The 20,842-nt window shown below is 70.7% G+C and carries 19 protein-coding genes; 10 read left to right on the top strand and 9 right to left on the bottom strand.

Annotated elements, in window-relative coordinates; all coding sequences use genetic code 11:
- Positions 1-18: 18 nt before the first annotated feature.
- Positions 19-2,283: a phosphoenolpyruvate--protein phosphotransferase gene (gene ptsP / locus ASG40_RS19405; protein WP_055889563.1), complete on the bottom strand. Its 2,265-nt coding sequence runs from the start codon at positions 2,281-2,283 to the stop codon at positions 19-21.
- A 108-nt stretch (positions 2,284-2,391) separates the two neighbouring features.
- A complete protein-coding gene (locus ASG40_RS19400) occupies positions 2,392-3,627 on the bottom strand; it encodes an aspartate kinase (RefSeq protein WP_055889559.1) in 1,236 nt (411 codons plus the stop codon).
- A 232-nt stretch (positions 3,628-3,859) separates the two neighbouring features.
- Between ASG40_RS19400 and ubiG the strand changes: the two genes are divergently transcribed.
- Together ubiG and ASG40_RS19390 are read left to right on the top strand one after the other, a co-directional pair.
- The gene (gene ubiG, locus ASG40_RS19395; RefSeq protein ID WP_055889557.1) at positions 3,860-4,606 is read left to right on the top strand and encodes a bifunctional 2-polyprenyl-6-hydroxyphenol methylase/3-demethylubiquinol 3-O-methyltransferase UbiG; all 747 of its coding nucleotides are present in this window, start codon (positions 3,860-3,862) and stop codon (positions 4,604-4,606) included.
- Positions 4,607-4,634: 28 nt separating this feature from the next.
- Positions 4,635-5,609, top strand: coding sequence for an NADPH:quinone oxidoreductase family protein (locus ASG40_RS19390; RefSeq protein WP_055889554.1), 975 nt, complete (start codon positions 4,635-4,637; stop codon positions 5,607-5,609).
- 76 nt (positions 5,610-5,685) lie between these two features.
- On the opposite strand, the gene ASG40_RS19385 is transcribed toward ASG40_RS19390, so the two are convergent.
- From ASG40_RS19385 to ASG40_RS19370, 4 genes are all read right to left on the bottom strand, one after another.
- Positions 5,686-6,699: an adenosine kinase gene (locus ASG40_RS19385; protein WP_055889550.1), complete on the bottom strand. Its 1,014-nt coding sequence runs from the start codon at positions 6,697-6,699 to the stop codon at positions 5,686-5,688.
- A gap of 97 nt (positions 6,700-6,796) precedes the next feature.
- Positions 6,797-7,354, bottom strand: a complete 558-nt coding sequence (locus ASG40_RS19380; RefSeq protein ID WP_055889889.1) for a Uma2 family endonuclease — start codon at positions 7,352-7,354, stop codon at positions 6,797-6,799.
- Positions 7,355-7,399: 45 nt separating this feature from the next.
- On the bottom strand, positions 7,400-7,717 hold the full coding sequence (locus ASG40_RS19375) for a hypothetical protein (RefSeq protein WP_055889547.1): 318 nt from the start codon (positions 7,715-7,717) through the stop codon (positions 7,400-7,402).
- 76 nt (positions 7,718-7,793) lie between these two features.
- On the bottom strand, positions 7,794-8,690 hold the full coding sequence (locus ASG40_RS19370) for a sulfite oxidase heme-binding subunit YedZ (protein ID WP_055889545.1): 897 nt from the start codon (positions 8,688-8,690) through the stop codon (positions 7,794-7,796).
- Positions 8,691-8,911: 221 nt separating this feature from the next.
- Here ASG40_RS19370 and ligA point away from each other — a divergent pair, with 221 nt between their 5' ends.
- Both ligA and ASG40_RS19360 read left to right on the top strand, forming a co-directional pair.
- Entirely contained in the window at positions 8,912-11,350 is a 2,439-nt protein-coding gene (ligA, locus tag ASG40_RS19365) for an NAD-dependent DNA ligase LigA (RefSeq protein ID WP_055889542.1), read from the top strand.
- Positions 11,347-12,183: a 3'-5' exonuclease gene (locus ASG40_RS19360; RefSeq protein WP_055889537.1), complete on the top strand. Its 837-nt coding sequence runs from the start codon at positions 11,347-11,349 to the stop codon at positions 12,181-12,183. The genes ligA and ASG40_RS19360 overlap by 4 nt, the downstream gene beginning before the upstream one ends.
- Before the next feature lie 16 nt (positions 12,184-12,199).
- On the opposite strand, the gene ASG40_RS19355 is transcribed toward ASG40_RS19360, so the two are convergent.
- Positions 12,200-12,577 carry a hypothetical protein gene (locus ASG40_RS19355; protein ID WP_055889534.1) on the bottom strand — a complete coding sequence of 126 codons (378 nt, stop codon included), beginning with the start codon at positions 12,575-12,577 and terminating at the stop codon, positions 12,200-12,202.
- Between the two features lie 279 nt (positions 12,578-12,856).
- Here ASG40_RS19355 and ASG40_RS19350 point away from each other — a divergent pair, with 279 nt between their 5' ends.
- From ASG40_RS19350 to ASG40_RS19335, 4 genes are all read left to right on the top strand, one after another.
- Complete coding sequence (locus ASG40_RS19350; RefSeq protein ID WP_338011794.1) at positions 12,857-13,333, top strand: invasion associated locus B family protein; 477 nt, start codon at positions 12,857-12,859, stop codon at positions 13,331-13,333.
- Between the two features lie 63 nt (positions 13,334-13,396).
- A complete protein-coding gene (locus ASG40_RS19345; protein WP_055889528.1) occupies positions 13,397-13,990 on the top strand; it encodes a hypothetical protein in 594 nt (197 codons plus the stop codon).
- A 241-nt stretch (positions 13,991-14,231) separates the two neighbouring features.
- Entirely contained in the window at positions 14,232-16,067 is a 1,836-nt protein-coding gene (locus ASG40_RS19340; protein ID WP_244480667.1) for a glycosyltransferase family 2 protein, read from the top strand.
- 106 nt (positions 16,068-16,173) lie between these two features.
- Positions 16,174-17,799, top strand: a complete 1,626-nt coding sequence (locus ASG40_RS19335) for a glycosyltransferase family 2 protein (RefSeq protein WP_082494674.1) — start codon at positions 16,174-16,176, stop codon at positions 17,797-17,799.
- Between the two features lie 7 nt (positions 17,800-17,806).
- Here the strand turns inward: ASG40_RS19335 and purC are convergent, their stop codons facing one another.
- Positions 17,807-18,601: a phosphoribosylaminoimidazolesuccinocarboxamide synthase gene (gene purC / locus ASG40_RS19330; RefSeq protein WP_082494662.1), complete on the bottom strand. Its 795-nt coding sequence runs from the start codon at positions 18,599-18,601 to the stop codon at positions 17,807-17,809.
- A 205-nt stretch (positions 18,602-18,806) separates the two neighbouring features.
- Positions 18,807-19,565, bottom strand: a complete 759-nt coding sequence (gene nth, locus ASG40_RS19325) for an endonuclease III (protein WP_082524164.1) — start codon at positions 19,563-19,565, stop codon at positions 18,807-18,809.
- A 20-nt stretch (positions 19,566-19,585) separates the two neighbouring features.
- Here nth and ASG40_RS19320 point away from each other — a divergent pair, with 20 nt between their 5' ends.
- Both ASG40_RS19320 and ASG40_RS19315 read left to right on the top strand, forming a co-directional pair.
- Positions 19,586-20,107, top strand: a complete 522-nt coding sequence (locus tag ASG40_RS19320; protein ID WP_055889519.1) for a DUF2244 domain-containing protein — start codon at positions 19,586-19,588, stop codon at positions 20,105-20,107.
- 12 nt (positions 20,108-20,119) lie between these two features.
- Positions 20,120-20,632: a DUF3016 domain-containing protein gene (locus ASG40_RS19315; protein ID WP_055889517.1), complete on the top strand. Its 513-nt coding sequence runs from the start codon at positions 20,120-20,122 to the stop codon at positions 20,630-20,632.
- The last annotated feature ends 210 nt before the right edge of the window (positions 20,633-20,842 follow it).

Raw genomic sequence — 20,842 nt, 5'->3', positions numbered from 1 at the left:
GCGGCCCGTCGACGGTGTCTAGATAGGCACGCCCTGTGCCTTGGCGAAGGCGGCGAGCGCCGGGCGGAGGGTGTGCCCGCCGGGGGCGCGGGTCATCTCCGCTTCGATCAGTGCCGCCACCGCGGCCGCGTCGATGGCCAGAACCATCGCCTTGACCGGCCCGATCGCCGCCGGCGACATCGAGAGGTGCCGGAAGCCGAGGCCGATCAGGGCCATGGCCTCCAGCGGCCGCCCGCCGATCTCCCCGCAGACGGTGGCCGGGCAGCCGGCTGCCGCCGCGCGCTCGGCGATGAGGCGGAAGGCGCGCAGGGCCGGTACGCTCAGGGTGTCGAAGCGATCCGCGACGCGGCGGTTCTCGCGGTCCACGGCGAACAGGAACTGCATCAGGTCGTTCGAGCCCACCGACAGGAAGTCGGCGACCTGTGCGATCTCGTCGATCTGGAACAGCAGCGAGGGCACCTCGACCATGACGCCGAGTCGGCACTCGCTCGGCAGGGCGTGGCCGTGCCGGCGCAGGTGCGCCTTCTCGCGGTCGACGATGGCCTTGGCGCGGACGAACTCGTCGACCGTCGCCACCATCGGGAACATGATCTTCAACGGGCGCCCGGCCGCAGCCTTGAGGAGGGCGCGCAGCTGCACCCGCAGCAGGGCCGGCCGATCGAGGCCGATGCGGATGGCGCGCCAGCCCAGCGCCGGGTTCTCCTCCTCGAGGGCGGGCATGTAGGGCAGGATCTTGTCGCCGCCGATGTCGAGGGTCCGCACCGTCACCGGCAGGTCGCCGGTGGCCGCGAAGACCGCCTCGTAGAGGGCCTGCTGCTCGGCCGCCGAGGGCATGCGCTGGGCGACCATGAACTGCAGTTCGGTGCGGAACAGGCCGATGCCGTCGGCCCCCGTCTCCTGCAGGTGCGAGAGGTCGATGAGGAGGCCCGCGTTGAGCTGCAACCCGATGGCGACCCCGTCTCGGGTGACCGCGGGGACGTCGCGCAGCGCCCGGTACTGCTCCTGCCGGCGGGCGCGCAGCCGCACCATCTCGGCATAGGCCGCCTCGATCTCGGGCCCGGGCCGGACCTGGATCTCGCCCAGGACGCCGTCGACGATGATAGCATCGCCCGAGTCGCACAGCGCCGTGGCGTTGGCGATCTCGCCCACCGCCGGGATGCCGAGCGCGCGCGCGACGATGGCGATATGGCTGGTCGGCCCGCCTTCCTCCAGCACCACGCCGCGCAGGGAGGAGCGCGCGTATTCGAGGAGGGCGGCCGGCCCCATCGAGCGCGCCACCAGGATGGCGTTCTCGGGCAGGACCCGCAGGGCGCCCGAGGCGTCGTCGCCGATCAGGGTGCGCAGCAGCCGGTTGGCGAGATCGTCGAGGTCGTGAAGGCGATCCCTCAGGTAGGGGTCGCTCTGGCGCATCATCCGGGCGCGGTTGTCGGATTGGACGCGCTCCACCGCCGCCTCCGCGGTGAGGCCGGAATGCACGGCCTCGCGCATCCGGCGCAGCCAGCCCTTGTCGTGGGCGAACATGCGCACGGTCTCGAGGACCTCGCGCGATTCGGCGGTGCCGATGCCGTCGCCGCGCTCCACGAGGTCGTCGATGGCCGAGCGGACCTCGCCGATGGCCTCCTCCAGCCGCTCGACCTCGCGCTCGACGTTCTCGGCGATGAGGGTCTTCACGACGATGCGCGGCTCGTGCAGCACCACGTGGCCGAGGCCGATGCCTTCGGCGAGCGCCACGCCGCGCTGGCTCACGGCGCGCCGGGCCGACGATCCGGCTCCCGGCGCCAGGGATTGCAGCTCGCCCGAGGCGATCATCTCCGAGAGCACCATGGCGGTGGTCTGGAGCGCCTCGATCTCCTCCTCGGAATACACGCGGTAGGTGCGGTTCTGCACCACCAGGACGCCGAGGGTATTGCCGGCGCGCAGCAGCGGGACGCCGAGGAAGGCGTGGTAGGCTTCCTCGCCCGTCTCGGGACGATAGGAGAACGAGGGGTGGGATTGGGCGTCGGAGAGGGACAGCGGTTCGGCGGTCTTGGCGATGAGGCCGACGAGGCCCTCGTCGGACCGCATCCGGGTGAGGTGGACCGCCTCGCGGTTCAGCCCTTCGGTGGCGAAGAGTTCGAGCGTGCTGTCGTCGCTCAGCACGTAGACCGAGCAGACCTCGGCGATGACGTTGGCGGCGATCAGGGTGACGATGCGGTCCAGGCGAGCCTGGGGGCTGACCGGCTCCGCCATCGCTTCGCGGAGGCGGCGCAGCAGCAGGCGCGGGCCTCCGGGCGCAGCGGGCATGGTGTCGTCAATCCAGCTTCGGCGCCTGACGCCATTCCTGCAAAGGCAGCACGCAAGCCCCGCGGGCGAATCCCCGAAGGCAAGTCCTGCGCGACGCGCCTGCGGGGCTCAGGCCTGATCGAGGCCGTATAGCGAGTGGAGCGTGCGAACGGCAAGCTCCGTATAGGCCGCATCGATCAGGACCGAGAACTTGATCTCGGACGTGGTGATCGCGCGGATGTTGATTCCCTTCTCGGCCAGCGCCCGGAACGCCTTGGCGGCCACGCCCGCATGGCTGCGCATGCCGACCCCGATGGCGGAGACCTTCACGACGTCGGTGGCACCCTCGATCTGCCCGAAGGCGATGGTGCCGCTCTGGCCGGCCAGGATGGTGCGGGCGCGGTCGTAGTCGGCGGCCGGCACGGTGAAGGTCATGTCGGTGGTGGCCTGGTCGCCCGACACGGTCTGGATGATCATGTCGACGTTGATGTTGGCGTCCGCCAGCGGCCCGAAGATCGCCGCGGCGATGCCGGGACTGTCCTTGAGGTTGCGCAGGGTGATCTGCGCCTCGTCCTTCGAGAAGGCGATGCCGGTGATGATCTGCTGTTCCACGCTGTCGTCCTCGTCGCAGATGAGGGTGCCGGGGCGGGCGTTGTCGGGCGGGTCGAAGCTGGAGCGGACGGTGGTCGGGACCCGATGCACCATCGCGAGCTCGACGGAGCGGACCTGGAGCACCTTGGCCCCGAGGGAGGCCATCTCCAGCATCTCCTCGAAGGTCACGCGCTCCATGCGCCGGGCCTTGGGGACGACCCGCGGATCGGTCGTGTAGACGCCGTCGACGTCCGTGTAGATGTCGCAGCGCTCCGCCCCGATCGCCGCGGCGATAGCGACCGCGCTGGTGTCCGAGCCGCCCCGGCCGAGGGTGGTGAGCCGGCCGGTGGCCGCATGCATGCCCTGGAAGCCGGCGATCACCGCCACCTCGCCGCGCTTGAAGCCGTCGTCGAGGCGCGCGCCGTCGATGTCCTCGATGCGGGCCGAGCCGTGCGCGTCGGAGGTCAGGATCGGGACCTGCCAGCCCTGCCACGACCGGGCCCTGATCCCGTCCTTGCGCAGGGCGATGGCCAGGAGCCCGGAGGTCACCTGCTCGCCCGAGGCCACGACCGCGTCGTACTCGGCCTCGTCGTAGAGGGGATCGGCGTCCTTGACCCAGCCCACGAGCTCGTTGGTCTTGCCCGACATCGCCGAGACCACGACGGCGACCTCGTAGCCGGCGGCGACCTCGCGGGCGACGTGGCGGGCGACGTTTCGGATCCGGTCGAGGGTCGCGACGGAGGTGCCGCCGAATTTCATCACCAAACGGGGCATGTCGCGTCCGTGTCGTCTTTCTCTGGCAATCCGGCCGGTATCGACGTTTGCCTCGGCCGATCCGAAGCGATCGACGCGCCAGCCTGCCGCGGCCTTCGCGGCCGACATCGCATCAGGCAGGGCTTCACCGGGTGGGCGTCCGGCGGGTACAAGGGCGGCCCGAGCGTGTCAACAATCCGGCACGGTCGGACGAAGTGCCGCCCGGCGGCGGCATCCCGATCCGGCAGGTTTCATGAACGACCGCAGCGCCTCCTCCATCGACCGCGACGAGGTCGCCCGGTTCGAGGCCATCGCCGCGACCTGGTGGGACGAAGCCGGGCCGATGCGGGTGCTCCACCGCTTCAACCCGGTCCGCCTCGCCTACGTCCGCGACGCCGTCTGCCGCCACGCGGGCCGCGATCCGCGCGCGCCGTTTCCGCTCGAAGGCCTGACCCTCGTCGACATCGGCTGCGGCGGCGGCGTGCTGTCGGAGCCGCTGGCGCGGCTCGGAGCCACGGTCACCGGCCTCGACCCGGCCCCCACCAACGTCGCCGTGGCCCGCGCCCATGCGCAGGCGCAGGGCGTGCCGGTCGACTATCGTGAGGAGACCATCGAAGCCGTGGTCGCGGCGGGCGCGCGCTTCGACATCGTGCTGGCGATGGAGGTGGTGGAACACGTGGCCGACCGCAGCGCCTTCGTCGCCACCGCCTGCCGCGCGGTCAAGCCCGGCGGCCTCCTGTTCGCCGCCACCATCAACCGCACCCTGCGCTCCTACGCCCTGGCCATCGTCGGGGCGGAATACGTGCTCGGCTGGCTGCCGAAGGGCACGCACGATTGGGACAAGTTCGTGCGCCCCGACGAGTTGACCGCCGACATCGCCCGCGCCGGCCTGACGGTGACGGACGTCGCCGGCGTGGTCTACAACCCGATCGGCGATCGCTGGTCCCAGGCCCGCGACACGGCCGTCAACTACATGCTCACCGCCACGCGGCCGGCCTGACGGATCCGGCTGATCCAAGGACCGACCCATGAAGGCCCTGCTGTGCTCCCGCCTCGGCGGACCGGACGATCTCGCCATCGCGACGCTGCCGGATCCCGTCCCCGGCCCGGGCGAGGCGGTGGTGCGGGTGAGGCTGGCGGCGCTCAACTTCTTCGACACGCTGATCATCGCCGGGCGCTACCAGGTGAAGCCGGAGTTGCCGTTCTCGCCCGGCGGCGAGGCCTGCGGCGTGGTGGAGGCGCTGGGCGAGGGGGCGACGGGCGTGGCGGTGGGCGACCGGGTGATCGTGCACGCCAAGTTCGGCACCTGCGCCGAACGCATCGCGGTGCCGGCGGCCGGCCTCGCCAGGGTGCCGGATACGGTCACCGACGAACAGGCGGCCGGGCTGACGATCACCTACGGCACCACCCTGCACGCCCTGCGGGACCGGGCGAGACTCCGGCCCGGCGAGACCCTGGCGGTGCTCGGCGCCTCGGGCGGCGTCGGCCTTGCCGCGGTGGAACTCGGGGCGCTGATGGGCGCACGGGTGATCGCCTGCGCCTCCTCGGCCGAAAAACTCGCCCTCGCCAAGTCGCACGGCGCCCACGACCTCGTCGATTACGGCCGGGACAACCTGCGCGAAGCCCTGCGCAGGCTGTCCGGCGGACGGGGGATCGATGTCGTCTACGATCCGATCGGCGGCGATTATGCCGAGCCGGCCCTGCGCTCCCTCGCCTGGAAGGGGCGCTACCTCGTGATCGGCTTTGCCGCCGGCGAGATCCCGCGCATCCCCCTCAACCTGGCGCTGATCAAGGGCATCGACATCCAAGGCGTGCATTGGGGCGTGTTCGTGGAGCGCGAGCCGGAGGCGCACCGGGCCAACCAAGTCCAGCTGCTCGACTGGGTGGCCCAAGGCCGCCTGACCGCCAAGGTCGACAGCGTGCATCCGCTGGAGGCCTATGTGGACGCGCTGGGCATCCTCCAGCGCCGCGAGGCGATGGGGAAGGTGCTGCTGAGACTGTAGCGCATCGACCCGAACGCCGCCGCGATGCAGCGAGCATATGCGGCGGGCGATCCGGGATCACCCGCCGCAGTTGCGATCAGAAGATACCCTGGGCCTTGGCCAGGGCGACGAGGTCGCTCTGCGGGCGGGCGCCGATGTGCTGGATCACTTCGGCCGCCGCCAGGGCGCCGAGCTTGGCGCTGGCGACATGGTCGAGACCGCGGGCGTGGCCGGCGAGGAAGCCCGCCGCGAACAGGTCGCCCGCTCCGGTGCTGTCGACGAGTTCGCGGATCGGCGAGGCCGGCACCTGGCGGATCTCGCCGCCCTTGACCACCATCGCGCCCTCGGCCGAGCGCGTGACGACGCCGAGCAGGTGCATCCCGCGGATGTCGCGCTCGTCGCGCAGGGCCTTGAGGGCCACGTCCGGGTCGTCGGTCTGGTAGAGGCTCTGCAACTCACCGATGTTGGCGAACAGGATGTCGACGCTGCCGTCGCGGAGCAGCCCGAGGAATTCCTCGCGGTAGCGGCCGACGCAGAAGGCGTCCGACAGGGTCAGCGCGACGGCGTTGCCGGCGGTGTGGGCGACCTTGGCCGCCTTGCGGAACGCATCCTTGGCGGCGGGCGGATCCCACAGGTAGCCCTCGAGGTAGACGACGCGGGCACTCGCCACGAGGGCCTCGTCGACGTCGGCCGGGCTCAGGCCCTGGCAGGCACCGAGGTAGGTGTTCATGGTGCGCTCGCCGTCCGGCGTCACGAGGACGAAGCAGCGCGCGGTGGCCGGCCCGTCGCCGGCGGGCGGCACCGCGAACGTGACGCCGGTCGCCTTGAGGTCGTGGGCGAACAGGCCGCCGAGCTCGTCGTTGCGGACCTTGCCGACGAATCCGGTCCTGGTGCCCAGGAGGGCGGCGCCGACGGCGGTGTTGGCGCCCGAGCCGCCGGACACGATCGTGGCCGGTCCCATCGATGCGAACAGGGTTTCGGCCCGCTCCTCGTCGATCAGCTGCATCGCCCCCTTGGTCACCCCCTGTGCGGCGAGGAATGCGTCGTCGGTCCGGGCGATGACGTCGACGATGGCGTTGCCGAGGACGAGGAGATCGAGGGGTGCGGACATGCGGGAGGCCTCGCGAGCGCGATTGATCACTGGGGGCGGCTGTCGCACCACCTCCGGCACGGGTCAAGCCGCGGCACCCGCAGCGGGACGGCCGCGCTCAGCCCGCCTCGAACACCTCGGCGACCGCCAATGCGAGGCCGGGAGGCGTGAGGTCGAGGGTCGTCCCCATGGCGGCGATCCGGGTTTCCATCAGCTCGTCGGTGGCGCGCCGATGGTGGACGATCAGGCGGCGCTTCGGGTCGACGATGAGGGAGTGCATCACGCTCGGCGCGCGGAAGTAGCCGTTGAGCTTATGTCCGGTATCGAGGCCGTGGGTACTGGGCGACAACACCTCGACCACGATGACGGGGGCCGGCACCTCGACAGCGTCTGCGTCCAGGCGATCTCCGCAGTAGACAAGGGCGTCTGGCTCGAAGGCCGTCGCGTCGTCGATCCTTACGGTCAATCCATCCGGCAAACTCCGGCAGGGCGAGCCGGCTGCGTGCAAGGCGGCGCGGAGCGCGAGCTGGACGGCCAACGTCACTTCCGCGTGCCGCACCCGCTGGGGCGACATCCCGAAGACCTCGCCGCCCAGGAGTTCGTAACCGCCCGGCCGGTCCTCGGACCAGGCCAGGAACGCGTCCACCGTCAGGCGCGGTTTGGGCGGCTCGCTCACCACATCATGTTACCACTACGACGACGCCCGAAGCGGATCGCTGCCCTATTGCAGCGCCTTCACTTCGCATTGCGCGTAATCGGCGCTGGCCTTCACATAGCCGTTGAGCGCCTTCACGTAGCCCTCCGCTAGGGGGCGATAGGCTTCGAGCTGGAGGTTGTAGGCCTTCACCGCATCGTTGAAGCTGTAGGCCTCCCAGCCGGGGCAGCCGCCCTTGGCATCGAGGCAGGCGGGCTTTGCCGGTACGGCGGGCTTGGCCGGCCTCTGCTCGACGGGAGGCGGCACCGGTGCCGTACAGGCCGCCGACGCGGCGGTGGCAAGGATCAGGCCGGAAAGGCAGCCCAGAACAGACCAGCGGACCATGACGTTGCTCCCTACGCGACCCGAATCGTCCGGGCCGGTTGTGGGCGTCCGCTCCGGCGAGGGCAAGGTGGCCGGACTACTCCGCGGCCACCGGCTGTCCGCCGACCGACCGGTCGAGCGTCGTCGGCCTGGGCTTGGCCGTGTCCGTCAGCGTCCGCACAAGGTTCACGAGCGGCAGGAGCAGGCCGTAGCCGAGCACCCACCAGGCCGGCCGGATGCTGTAGGAGAAGTCGAGGTTGGCACCGAGCACCGCGCTCGCCGGAACGCCGCTCTTGAGGCCGTACCAGGCCGCCTCGACCAGCGCGGTGAGCAGCGCCGATGCGACCGCCAGACCGACGAGGGTCGCCGGATTGGACGCGATCCTGAAGCGCTGCATGGCGCGCCAGCCCATCAGCACGATGAACAGGCCTGTCCAGAACACCGGGTTCGAGACGTCGATCTTGGTCTGCAGGAAGTAGTGGAACAGGCCGAGCGCCGCGATCGCGTAGACGACCTTGTGCAGCCGCGGCCACGCTTTGCCCAGGCGCCGGATCATGCCGTCGGTGGAGGTGACGCCGAGCACGGTCAGACCGAGCAGCGCGACGAATCCGATGGTGAGATAGAATCTCTGCACGATCTCGGAGGCGACCTTGGTCAGGATGAAGTTCTGGTCGACCACGTAGAGGCCGAGGTGCAGGAGGGCATAGGCGAGGACCGTCAGGCCGAGCATCCGCCGCACCAGGATGAACCTGGGATAGTTCGCGATCCGTCGCAGCGGCGTCACCGCGAGCGAGAGCAGCAGGAAACGCACCGCCCAATCGCCGGTGCCGTGGATCAGCGCGGTGATCGGTTTCGGCCCGAGGGCGTCGAGGCCGTACGATCCGGCGAGCCAGAGGCCGGGCGCCAGCGCGAACAGGAAGGTCGCGAGCTTCAGGCCGGAGAGGCGGCCGGCGCGATCGCGCCAGGGCGCGGCGAGGGCGGTGGTGGCGGGCATGCGTGTCCTGACATCCTGACGTCGGCGGCGCCTGGCGGTGCGATGGGCACACCGGCGACCCGACGTCGACTTTCGCCGGCGAGGGGCCGCGGTTACGGCGCGCCTATGCTGCAACGCACCTGCGCGATGTCGGTGCCGAAGACCGATGCGGCAAGCCCGGTGCTCCCTCGGGGATTCGGGGATGCTATGAGGGCGGCCCCGGCCCTCTCGCAGATCATCCCATGACCGCAGACGTAACCGACCCACGAACGCCGGAAACGGCGCGTGCCGAGCATGCCGCCCTCTCGGCCGAGATCGCCGAGGCCGACCGGCTCTATCACGGCGAGGATGCGCCGATCCTGACGGATGCGGAATACGACGCCCTGCGCCGGAGCCTCGAACGGCTCGAGACGGCGTTTCCGGAGCTCGCGGGCACGGGGGCGGCGAGCGCGTCCGTGGGTGCCAAGCCCTCGGAGAAGTTCGCCAAGGTCCGGCATGCGGTGCCGATGCTCTCCCTCGGCAACGCCTTCGCCGACGCGGAGGTGGACGAGTTCGTGGCGCGCGTGCGCCGCTTCCTGGCGCTGCCGGAGACGGCGGCCCTCGCCTTCACCGCCGAGCCGAAGATCGACGGCCTCTCGCTGTCGCTGCGCTACGAGGGCGGACGCCTCGTCACGGCCGCCACCCGCGGCGACGGCGAGGTCGGCGAGGACGTCACCGCCAACGCCCGCACCGTGGCGGGCATCCCGGAGACGCTGGAGGAAGACGGCTGGCCGGAGATCTGCGAGGTGCGCGGCGAGGTCTACCTGTCGCACGCCGATTTCGCCGCCATCAACGCGCGCCAGGACGCCGCCGGCAAGGCTCTCTTCGCCAACCCGCGCAACGCGGCGGCCGGATCGCTGCGCCAGCTCGATCCGACCGTCACGGCATCGCGGCCATTGAAATTCTTCGGCTACGCCTGGGGCGAGATGTCCGCCATGGCCGCCGGGACGCAGCACGGGATGATCGCGGCGTTCCGCCGCTGGGGCATCGCCGTCAACGACCGCACGGCCCTGTGCGGGGACGCCGCCGGCATGGTGGCCCACTACCGCGCCATCGAGGCCGATCGGGCCGATCTCGGCTACGACATCGACGGCGTGGTCTACAAGGTCGACGACCTGTCCCTGCAGCGCCGCCTCGGCTTCGTCTCGCGCAGCCCGCGCTGGGCGCTCGCCCACAAGTTCGCGGCCCAGCAGGCGCTGACGATCGTCGAGGGCATCGAGATCAACGTCGGCCGCACCGGCTCCCTCAACCCGCTGGCCAAGCTCCGGCCGGTGACCGTGGGCGGCGTCGTCGTCTCGAACGCCACCCTCCACAACGAGGGCTACGTCCAGGGCGTCGGCGGCGACGGTGAGCCGATCCGCGAGGGTCGCGACATCCGCGTCGGCGATACCGTCGTGGTGCAGCGGGCCGGCGACGTCATCCCGAAGGTCATGGACGTGGTCCTCGACAAGCGCCCGTCCGAAGCGACGCCCTTCGCCTTCCCGACGACGTGTCCGGCCTGCGGCAGCCGCGCGGTGCGCGCCGTGAACCCGCGCACCGGCCAGACCGACGCGGTGCGCCGCTGCACCGGCGGGTTGATCTGCCCCGCCCAGGGCGTCGAGCGGCTCAAGCACTTCGTCTCGCGCAACGCCTTCGACATCGAGGGCTTCGGCGAGACCTACATCGAGGTCCTGTTCGAGGCCGGCGTGGTCAAGCAGCCCGCCGACCTGTTCCGGTTGCGGTTCGACGACCTCAAGCGGGCGGTGGTGGCCCGACGCGAGGCGCTGTCGGCGGCGCGGCGTGCCGAGGGCGAGCCGGCACCGAAGAAACCCACCAAGAAGAAGGGCGAGGACGAGGACAAGGCGATCAAGAACCTCGTGGCGGCGGTGGAGGAGCGCCGCCGGCTCCCCCTCCACCGCTTCGTCTTCGCGCTGGGTATCCCTCAGATCGGCGAATCCACCGCCAAGGCCCTGGCCAAGCGCTTTGCCGACATGCCCGCTCTCATGGAGGCCGTCGCCCGCGCCGCCGCCGCCCAGGCCGGCCCGGACTGGCTCGCGCTCGCCGCGATCCCGCGGATCGGACCGACGACCCGCGACCGGCTGGTGGAGGCGGGTTTTCCCGACGACCGGCCGTCGGAGGAGGAGGAGCCCGCCACCGCCGAGGCGCCGACGGGCCGGCGCCTGACGGCGGCGCAACGCGAGAACCTGATCGCCCACTACGGCAGCGGGGAGGCCATCCGCGCCGCCTTGTCCCGCGCCGCCGAGCAACGCCCCGGCGACGCCTATCGCCTGTTTGCCGACGACGGCGAGATCGGCCCTGTCGCCACCGATTCGCTGATCCAGTTCTTTTCCGAGCCGCACAACGATTCCGCGGTGCGCGCGCTCCTCGACGAGGTGACGACGGAAGCGCCCGCGGCCGCCACCCGGTCGGCCGCCTTCTCCGGCAAGACCGTGGTTTTCACGGGATCGCTCGAGAGGATGACCCGCAGCGAGGCCAAGGCAACGGCCGAGCGGCTTGGCGCGAAGGTCTCCGGTTCGGTCTCGGCCCGCACCGACCTCGTGGTCGCTGGGCCGGGGGCCGGCTCGAAGCTCAAGGACGCCGAGAAGCACGGCGTGAAGGTCATCAGCGAGGACGATTGGCTCGCCCTGGTGGCGGCCGCGTGAGCCGACCGGTCGTCGCCCTCGATTTCGAGACCGCCAACGAGCGCCGCGACAGCGCCTGCGCGGTCGGCCTCGCCTGGATCGCGGGCGGCGCCGTCGTCCGGCGGGAATCGCGGCTGATCCGCCCGCGCGACCTGCGGTTCTCCCCGGGCAACATCCGGGTCCACGGCATCCTGCCGGCCGACGTCCGCCACGCCCCCGAGTTTCCCGACGCCATGGCGGAGTTCCTGCCGGACCTCGCGTCCGGGCTGATCCTCGCCCACAACGCCCCGTTCGACCTCGGCGTGCTGCGCGCTTCGCTCGCCGCTTACGGGCTATCGGTGCCGCCGTTGGCGTCGCTGTGCACGGTGCAGGTCGCGCGCAGGGTCTTTCCGGACCCGGCCGGCTGCGGCCTCGGCAAGGTCGCGGGTCGCCTCGGCATCCGGTTCGCGCATCACGATGCCGGCGAGGACGCCTATGCTTGTGCCCAAATCGCCCTGGCGGCCGCCCGCGAGCGTGGTGCCGCCGATATCGTCGGCCTCGCGCAGATGCTGGGGCTGCCCATCGCGCCCCGCACCGGCGAACCGGAGGGGACACGCCGTCCGCTGGCGCGCGAGGCCGCCCGGACGGCGCCAGCCCTGCGCTTCGGGGTGCGCGGGCGCACCGGCAAACGCTACGAAGTCACCGCGGAATCGCGCCCCGCGGGCTTGAGCCTGCGCTGCACCTGCGCGGCCGGGCGCTACGCCCTACGCTGCCGCCACGTCACCGCCCTGGTGGATGGCGACGTCACCGACCTCCTCACGGAAAACCACGACGACGTCGTGGTCCTCGGCCGCCTCCTGTCCGCGAAAGGCTGAGTGGGCCTTGCCGGATTCAGCCGCGCGAGCGCAGCACGCGCTGGACGGGGACGGCCTGTTCCGGCCAGGTCGGTCGCGGGTCGACCTCGCCCGGAGCGAGGGTGCGCGGCGCGACGCTGTCGCAGACCTCGCGCTGGCGGATGATCACCGGCCGGCCGAACTCGTCGCGGCGACGGACGTGTCCTCCGTCGCGGCAGAAGCCGGCGATCTCGGCCGAACTGCCGGCACGGCGCCCGCCCGGCGTGCGCGCGACCGGACGATGCTCGATGACGAGGGGACCGTCCCGGTTGAGGGAGCGCTCGATGTAGGTGGTCTCTCCCACCGGCAGCGGCTCCGCCCGGGCGGGGGCGGCCGCCGCGAGGATCAGGGGGATGAGGATCGCGCTGTGCCGCATGGAAAAGTCCGCATATCGAGGAAGCCGTCTTGCTCCACGACTAAAGCCTGCGGGCGCGGCGCGATAGTCCGCAGGGCCGTGTACCTCTGCTTCGCTCGACAGGGCATGTTCGCTTGACAGGGCATGTCCCGGCATGGTCGGAACACCTCGCTTTCGACGAGGCCCCGCCGCCGGCGGGGCGAGGATGAGGAACGCCGCGTGGAGTTGCGTGAATTGCGGCATCGCGCATCGGGCGCCTTCCGACGTGCCTTGCGATCGTCGTCGGCTCTTGGCGTGGCCGTGGCGTCCGTGGCTCTCTTGCTGGCGGCGGCGGGTGAGCCGAGGGCGCAGGGCCTCGTGCGCAACACCTACGGCGACTGGCAATTGCGCTGCGAGACGCCGGCCGGCGCCAAGGCCGAGCAATGCGCCCTGGTGCAATATCTCGCTGCCGAGGACCGGCCGAACCTCACGCTCGTGGTGATCGTGCTGAAGACCGCCGACAACCGCGGCTACCTCCTGCGGGTGGTGGCGCCGCTCGGCATCCTGCTGCCGTCGGGCCTGGGCCTCAAGATCGACCAGACCGATGTCGGGCGCGCGGGTTTCGTGCGTTGCCTGACCACGGGATGCGTCGCCGAGGTCGTGATGGACGACGGCCTCGTCAAGCAGTTCAGCAACGGCGCGCAGGCCACTTTCATCGTCTTCCAGACCCCGGAGGAGGGCGTCGGCATCCCGCTCTCGATGAAGGGGTTCGGCCAGGGCTTCCAGAGCCTGAAGTGAACGGGCCCGACAGGGGCACGAGGTGAGATGGACCACAGCAGACGAGTTCGGGCCCGGTGCGTGATGGCGGCCCTCGCCATCGGCCTCACCACCGCCGGCGGGGCGGTGGCGGAGGAAGGCAACTTCCTGACGAACATGTTCAAGTACGGCGGCCCGACGGTGCCGCCGTCCCAGCCCAAGGATCTCGGCGAGCCGTATTGCCCCCAGGTCGACGTGCCCGAGGGAGGTGCCGCGATCCGCAGCTTCGGCGGCAAGGGCGGCGACAATGCCTCCCTGCGCAACCAGGTCACGCTCGGGCGGATCGCCCGCGAATGCAACCGCCTCGCCGAAGGCGGCCTGAGCGTGAAGGTCGGTGTGGCCGGGCAGGTGCTGCTCGGGCCCGCCGGGGCGCCGGGTCGGTTCGAGGCCCCGTTGCAGATCTCGATCAAGTACGGCGACAAGGTGGTGGCCACGCGGGCGCGCCGGGTCGCGGTGTCGGTGGCGCCGGGCGAGGCCCAGGGCCTGTTCACGGTCGTGGAGGATGGCCTGATCGTGCCCCCGGCCATGGCGGAGGATTACGAGATCGTCGTGACCCTGGGTGGATCGCCGGCCAAGCCGGCACCGCGCAAGAGGAAGCCGGCGGCACCGCCCGCCGAGGCAGCGGGCGCCGCCCAGTGAGGACGCGCCAGGATATCGGCGCCGCGGCGACGGGGCACGAAAGATCGATCCCCTGACCGACGCGTCCTGGACAGGTCCGCGCGTGCTACGGCGCGGCCGGCCGGCGGCTTTCGCCCTCGAGCCGGTGGACGATCCCCCGTTCGACCGGCGGCTGGTGGTGACGCCGCGCCCGCGCAACGGCTGGATCGTGCTGCAGTATCGCAGCCGCGCCCGCGTCCGGCCGCTGCGCCCCATGGTGCGGATGCTCCGGACCGGCGGCGTCGTCCAGGATTTCGTCCTGCCGGGCGGGGCCGAGGGCCGTGGCGTCTGGCTCGGCTACGTCGCTCCCGATGTGAGCGAGATCCGGCTGGCGATCGAGCCCGACAGCGGGTTCGTCCTGGAACACGTCGGCTTGCGCACGAACGCCGGACTGTTCGCCGAATGCCTGATCCGGCGCCCCTCGCGCGCCGGGCCGGCCCTCTATCACTATGCCCGGGGCGACGAGCGCCGGTTTCGCGACATCCTGCGCGGCAGCTGCGCGGTGACGCCGCTCGCGGACTTCGCGGGGTGGCAGGCGCTTCGCAGCGTGCCGGAGGCAGCCGCCGGGCCGGGACCGACCGTCGCCCTGGTCCTGCCGGCCGCGGAGGAGGCGCCCGATCGCATCCGCGCGACGGTGGATGCGCTGATCTCCCAGAGCCATTCCGACTGGCGGTTGACGATTCTCTCGGCGCGCGCCATCGCCCTGCCGGCCGACGAACGCATCCGGGTCGTGCCGGGCGCGGCCACGGTGCGCGACCTCGTCGGCGAGGCCGGGATCGCCGGTATTTTGGCGCCGGGCGACCGTCTTGGCACCGACGCCCTGGCGGTCCTCGTCGCGGCGCTTGGTTCGCACCCCTGCGCCGACATGGTCTACGCCGACGAGATCCGGTCTGGTCCGGGAGCGTCCCACGTCCGGCTGAAACCGGATTGGAGCCCCGACCTTGCCCTGGTGGCGGATCATCCCGGAGCGCCGGCGCTGTACCGGGGCGACCTGCTGGCACGCCTTGCAGGACGGGCGGTGGATGTTTCTTCGGATCTCGCACGCGACCTCGCCTTGGCAGCCGCTTTGAGCGCGCGCGACGTCATCCACGTTCCCCGCGTCCTCTGCCGCAGCGTCGAGCGAAGTACGGTGGGCGAGGCCGCGGCTCTCGAACGCCATCTGCGCGAAACCGGTTCGCGCGCGACGGTGATGCGCCGCGACGGCGTCGTCGATCTGCTGTGGCCGCTGCCGGACCCGCCCCCGCTCGCCACCGTCGTGATCCCGTCCCGCGACCGGCTCGATCTGATCGCGCGGGCGACGCGGGGCGTCCTGCACGAGACCGCCTATCCGGCCATCCGCCTCGTCATCGTCGACAACGGCTCCACCGATCCTGGCGTGCTCGCGCATTACGACACCCTGCGGGACGACCCGCGGGTACGGATCGTCTCCTTCCCGCAGGCCTTCAACTTCTCCGCCATGGTCAATGCCGGGGTGGCGGCGGCCGAGGACGGGATCGTGGTCCTGTTCAACAACGATGTGGCGGTGCTGGAGCCCGGTTGGCTCGACGCCATGGTCCGCCAGGCCTGTCGGCCGGGGGTCGGCGCCGTGGGCGCCAAGCTCCTCTATGGCGACGGGCGGCTACAGCATGCCGGCGTCGTGGTTGGCCTCGGCGGCCGGGCCGGGCACATCCTGCGTCGCAGGGCGGGCGACACGCCCGGGCATCTCGGACGGCTGCGGGTGGCGCACGAGGTCTCGGCGGTGACCGCAGCCTGCCTCGCCATCCGCAAGCAACTCTACGACGCCGTCGGCGGCTTCGACGCGAAGGCGTTCCCCATCGACTTCAACGACGTCGATTTCTGCCTGCGGGTGGCGGCGACCGGCCACGCCTGCATCTGGACCCCGCACGCGACGCTGTCGCATCTCGAATCGGTGAGCCGCGGTCCGCCGGTGGGCGAGGAGCGCCGCCGCTTCGAAGCGGAGGGAGACCGTTTCGCCGCGCGCTGGCGCGACCGGGTCCGGCACGACCCGTTCTACCATCCGTCGCTGAGCCTCACGACCTTCGGCGAGGAGCTCGAGTAGGGTGGTGCGCAGGCCGAGGCTCCCGCCCCGCATCGACCTCTCCGACGAGAGCCTCGACCCGCTGCGCTTCGCGCTGCTGCCGGCACCGAGCGCCTGGGCGCGGTGGATGACGGCCCTTGCCATCCTGGCTCGACACCCGAACCGGCTCGGCGCGATCCTGTGGGCGCGGCTGCGCGGGAAACGGTTGCGGGCTCGCCAGGCCCTCGCTTCCCTGATCGGCCTCGATCATCGCCGTCTCTGGCTTGCGAACGCCACGTCCGAGGACGAGACGCCCGCCCCTTCTTTTTGGGGGGAGAGAACGCAGGGAGGAACGGCCGTCCCGGTCGTGATGGCGGGCGGGCCTGCCGGCCCCATTACCGGCATCCTTCCTCACCGGGACGGAGAGTCGCGGGATCTCGATCGACCCGCGTTTCGTCTTCATCTCGCCCCGGGTCATACCCCGGCGGCGGGTGCCGAGGCTCGCATCGAAGCCGCTTTCGCTGCCGAGCCAGGAATCCAGGCGGTGTATGGCGATGCCTTGGCCGAGATCGGCGGGTCGCCCCTGCCGGTGCTGAGGCCGGCCTTCGATCCCGACTACCTTCTGGCGGTGGACTACATCGGCCCGGTCGTCGCCTTGCGGTCGAGCGCCCTGGCCGCCATCGAGCGGCCCGACGCGTCATCCCCCACCTACGCCGCCGCGTGCCTTCTCATGATCGCCGACCGCTTCGGCACGGGCGCGATCCGCCACCTGCCGCAGGTTCTTTCGCATTGGCGGCCGGACCCGAGAGGGGAGGGGGGGGCGGGCCACCGCAGCGCCCGCCTCGATCTCCTGCGCCGCCGCGGCCTCACCGGCCGCATCGACGAGCACGGGGTCGTCACCGTGTCGAGGCCGCTGCCCGAGGACCGCCCCCTGGTGAGCCTCATCGTGCCGACCCGCGACCGCCTCGACCTGCTGCGGCCCTGTCTCGACAGCCTGCGCCACCAGACCGACTGGCCGGCCTGCGAGATCCTGATCTGCGACAACGACAGTCGCGAGCCGCAGACGCATGCCTACTTCCGCGATCTGACGGAAAGCGGCCAGGCCCGGGTCATCGCCTGTCCCGGCCCCTTCAACTTCGCGGCCATGAACAACGCCGCGGCGCGGGCCGCAGGGGGGCGGCTCCTGGCCTTCGTCAACAACGACGTCGAGGCGTTCTCTCCCGACTGGCTGGAACGGATGTGCCGCGAGGCCCTGCGCCTCGAGGTCGGAGCGGTCGGCGCCCGGCTCCTCGACGGGGAGGGCCGTATCCAGCACGGCGGTATCGTGCTCGGCACCGGCGGTCTCGTCACGCACGGACACCGTCACTGTCCGGGCGACGCCCTGGGCTATCTTTCCGCCCTGCGGGTGACGCGCAGCGTTAGCGCGGTGACGGCGGCCTGCCTCGTCGTCGAAGCGGACAAGTTCCGGCGGGTCGGGGGGTTCGACGCCGAGACCTTCGCGGTGGACTTCAACGACGTCGACCTGTGCCTGCGCCTCGCCCGGACGGGCTGGCGCACGCTCTACGTCGGCGGCGCCGTCCTCCACCACCGCGAGGCGGCGAGCCGGCGCCGGACACCGGAGTCGCAAGACCGCCACCGGCGCGAGGTCGAGGCCTTCAAAAAGCGATGGGGGCCGCTGCTGGCGCAGGACCCCCATTATCACCCGGGGTTCGATCCGAACCTCGGCACCCATGTGCGGCTGGCCCGGACCTGGTCGGGCGGGCCGCCGCGTTAGGTCGGGCTTATTGCACCAGCCGGGGGCCGCCGGTCTGCACCTTCTCGTTCTCGGACATGATGCCGAGCCGCTTGGCGACTTCGGTGTAGGCTTCGATGAGGCCGCCGAGATCCTTGCGGAAGCGGTCCTTGTCGAGCTTGTCGGAAGACTTGATGTCCCACAGCCGACAGGAGTCCGGCGAGATCTCGTCGGCGACGACGATGCGCATCATGTCGCCTTCCCACAGGCGGCCGGTCTCGATCTTGAAGTCGACGAGGCGGATACCGACTCCGAGGAAGAGGCCCGACAGGAAATCGTTGACCCGGATGGCCAGCGCCATGATGTCGTCGATCTCCTGGGGCGTCGCCCAGCCGAAGGCCGTGATGTGCTCTTCCGACACCATCGGATCGTTGAGCGCGTCGTTCTTGTAGTAGAACTCGATGATCGAGCGCGGCAGCTGCGTGCCTTCCTCGAGGCCGAGGCGAGTCGCGAGCGAGCCGGCGGCGACGTTGCGGACCACCACCTCGAGCGGGATGATCTCGACTTCGCGGATCAGCTGTTCGCGCATGTTGAGGCGACGGATGAAATGGGTCGGCACGCCGATGTCGTTGAGGTGCTGGAACACGAACTCGGAGATCCGGTTGTTCAGCACGCCCTTGCCGTCGATGACCTCGTGCTTCTGCGCGTTGAAGGCAGTGGCATCATCCTTGAAGTGCTGGATGAGCGTTCCGGGCTCGGGCCCCTCGTAGAGGACCTTCGCCTTGCCCTCGTAGATGCGACGGCGGCGGTTCATAGGCGTATACCGTGGTTTGAGGAAATCCATGGCCGTGGCTCCTTCGGACGCAAACGATGGTGTGGGATCCGCGGCGGCAACCGCTGTGCGGTCGGGCCGTGAAGACACGTCGCTTGTCGAAAGCCCCGACGACCGCGTCGCAAACTACCCGAAGCGGGTTGGCAGCACAACGCGTTAGCCGGACGGCGGGGCCACGCCCTGGGGATCGCACGGCCGCACGGCCGACGATCCCCCGCTAGATCGCGGCGGCAGGGGAGGGGGGCAGGGCCACGGTCTTGGCCGGATAGCGGCAGAGATCCGCGAGCGGGCAGGTCGGGCACTCCGGCCGTCGTGCCTTGCAGACGTAGCGTCCGAACAGGATCAGCCAGTGGTGGGCGTCGTGCAGGTAGGCTTCGGGCACGGTCGCCTCCAGTCCGGCCTGGACCTTGTCGGGCGTGGTGGCGACCACGAGGGGCAGCCGGTTGGCGACGCGGAAGATATGCGTGTCGACGGCGATGGTGGGTACGCCGAAGGCGACGTTGAGGACGACGCTCGCGGTCTTGCGTCCGACCCCGGGCAGCACTTCGAGGGCCTCCCGCTCCCGCGGGACCTCGCCGCCGTGGCGTTCGACCAGGATGCGCGACAGGGCGACGACGTTCCTGGCCTTGGTGTTGAACAGACCGATGGTGCGGATGAAACCGCGCACCCGCTCCTCGCCGAGACGGAGCATCGCCTCGGGCGAATCCGCGGCGGCGAACAATGGCGCCGTGGCGATGTTGACGCTGCGATCGGTGGCCTGGGCGGAAAGGACCACGGCCACGAGCAGCGTGAACGGGTTGTGGTAATCGAGCTCCGGCCGCGGTTCAGGGTTGGCGGCGGCCAGCCTCGCGAACACTTCCGCGACCAGTTTGCGTGGCAGCGGCGCGGGGCCGCTCTTCCCGCCTGCGACGATCGGTTCGGCCGAAGCGGCGGAGATCAACGGCTTCTTGAGCGCGCGCGGCTGTCGGGTTTTCATGGTCGCGTTATATTGCGCGCATGACGATGCGCAGCAACCACGCCCACCCCGATGGCCTCGACCCGGAGGCGATGGATCATCCGCTGTTCCAGGCGACGATCCGACCGCATCAATCCTTGAGCCGCGAAGGCTTCCGCATGGTGATGTGGGCGTGCTGCCTCGTCTCCGCGGTCGTCTCCGTGAAGATGATGCAGGCCGGTTTCTGGCCGGTGGCGGGGTTCTTCGGCCTCGACATGCTGGCGCTCTTCATCGCGCTCAAGGTGAGCTTCCGGCGCGGCCGATCCTTCGAAGAGGTGATGATCTCGCCTATCGCGGTGCTTCTCACCCGGGTCACGCATCGCGGCGAGCGCCACGAATGGCGGTCCAACCCGATCTGGACCAAGCTCACCCTGGTCGAGGACGAGGAATACGGCCTTCAGACGCTCACCCTGGTGTCGCGGCGTGAGCAGGTGGTGGTGGCCCGCGATGCCTCGCCGCCCGAGCGCGCGGTCATCGCGGACGGGCTCACCCGTGCGTTGGAACGCGCCAAGAAGGGCTACTGAGGCGTGGTGTGGATGGCTCACGTCGCCGCGCGGATCATCCTCGCTATGGGCGCAGTGGCGGCCGTTACGCTGCCGGCCGCCGCGACGGCCGAGGTCGTGGTTCGGTTCATCGCGCCGGACCGATTCACGGATGCGCAGAACCGGTTCGGGTCAGGCCTGTCGCTGCGCGTGACGCTGGCCGAGGTCGGCCGGATCATGGAGCGATACGGACGAGAAGCCCTGCGCCCCGGCGAGACACTGACGGTCGACGTGCTCGATATCGATCTGGCCGGGTTCGAACAGCCGGGGGCGAATTTCCCCTACGGCCTGAGGGTCGTCCGGGACATCACCCCGCCACGGTTCGGCCTGCGATACGTCCTGTCCCATGGAAAACGACGCATCCTATCGGGCGAGGAGGTCGTGACGGACCAATCCTTCCTGATGCGTTCGTCCCGCCTATCGCAGGGGAGCTTTTCCCATGAACGCGAGCTTCTGCGCGATTGGTTCAGGATCCGTATCGCCGAGCGCCGTCCGCAACGGAACTGAGTGCCCCGGCAGCGGGTGTCGCGGCCGATCCGCCCTCTGTGCGCCGGCTTTGTGATTTTTCCTTCATCGTCGGTGTTGACGTGTGAGGGTTGGTCCGTCATAAGGCTGCCCATCGGCGGCGGCGCCGGGGCGCGGTTTCGCTTCCTGGCGGTGTTGTTGTTTTCACCTTTTGGATTGGCTGGCTGGTGCTGAGCTGTAATGGCTTGGCGG

The organism is Methylobacterium sp. Leaf399 (assembly GCF_001424525.1).
Lineage (GTDB): Bacteria > Pseudomonadota > Alphaproteobacteria > Rhizobiales > Beijerinckiaceae > Methylobacterium.
The sequence above is the reverse complement of the archived record's forward strand: the minus strand, read 5'-3'. Positions and strand labels throughout refer to the sequence as shown.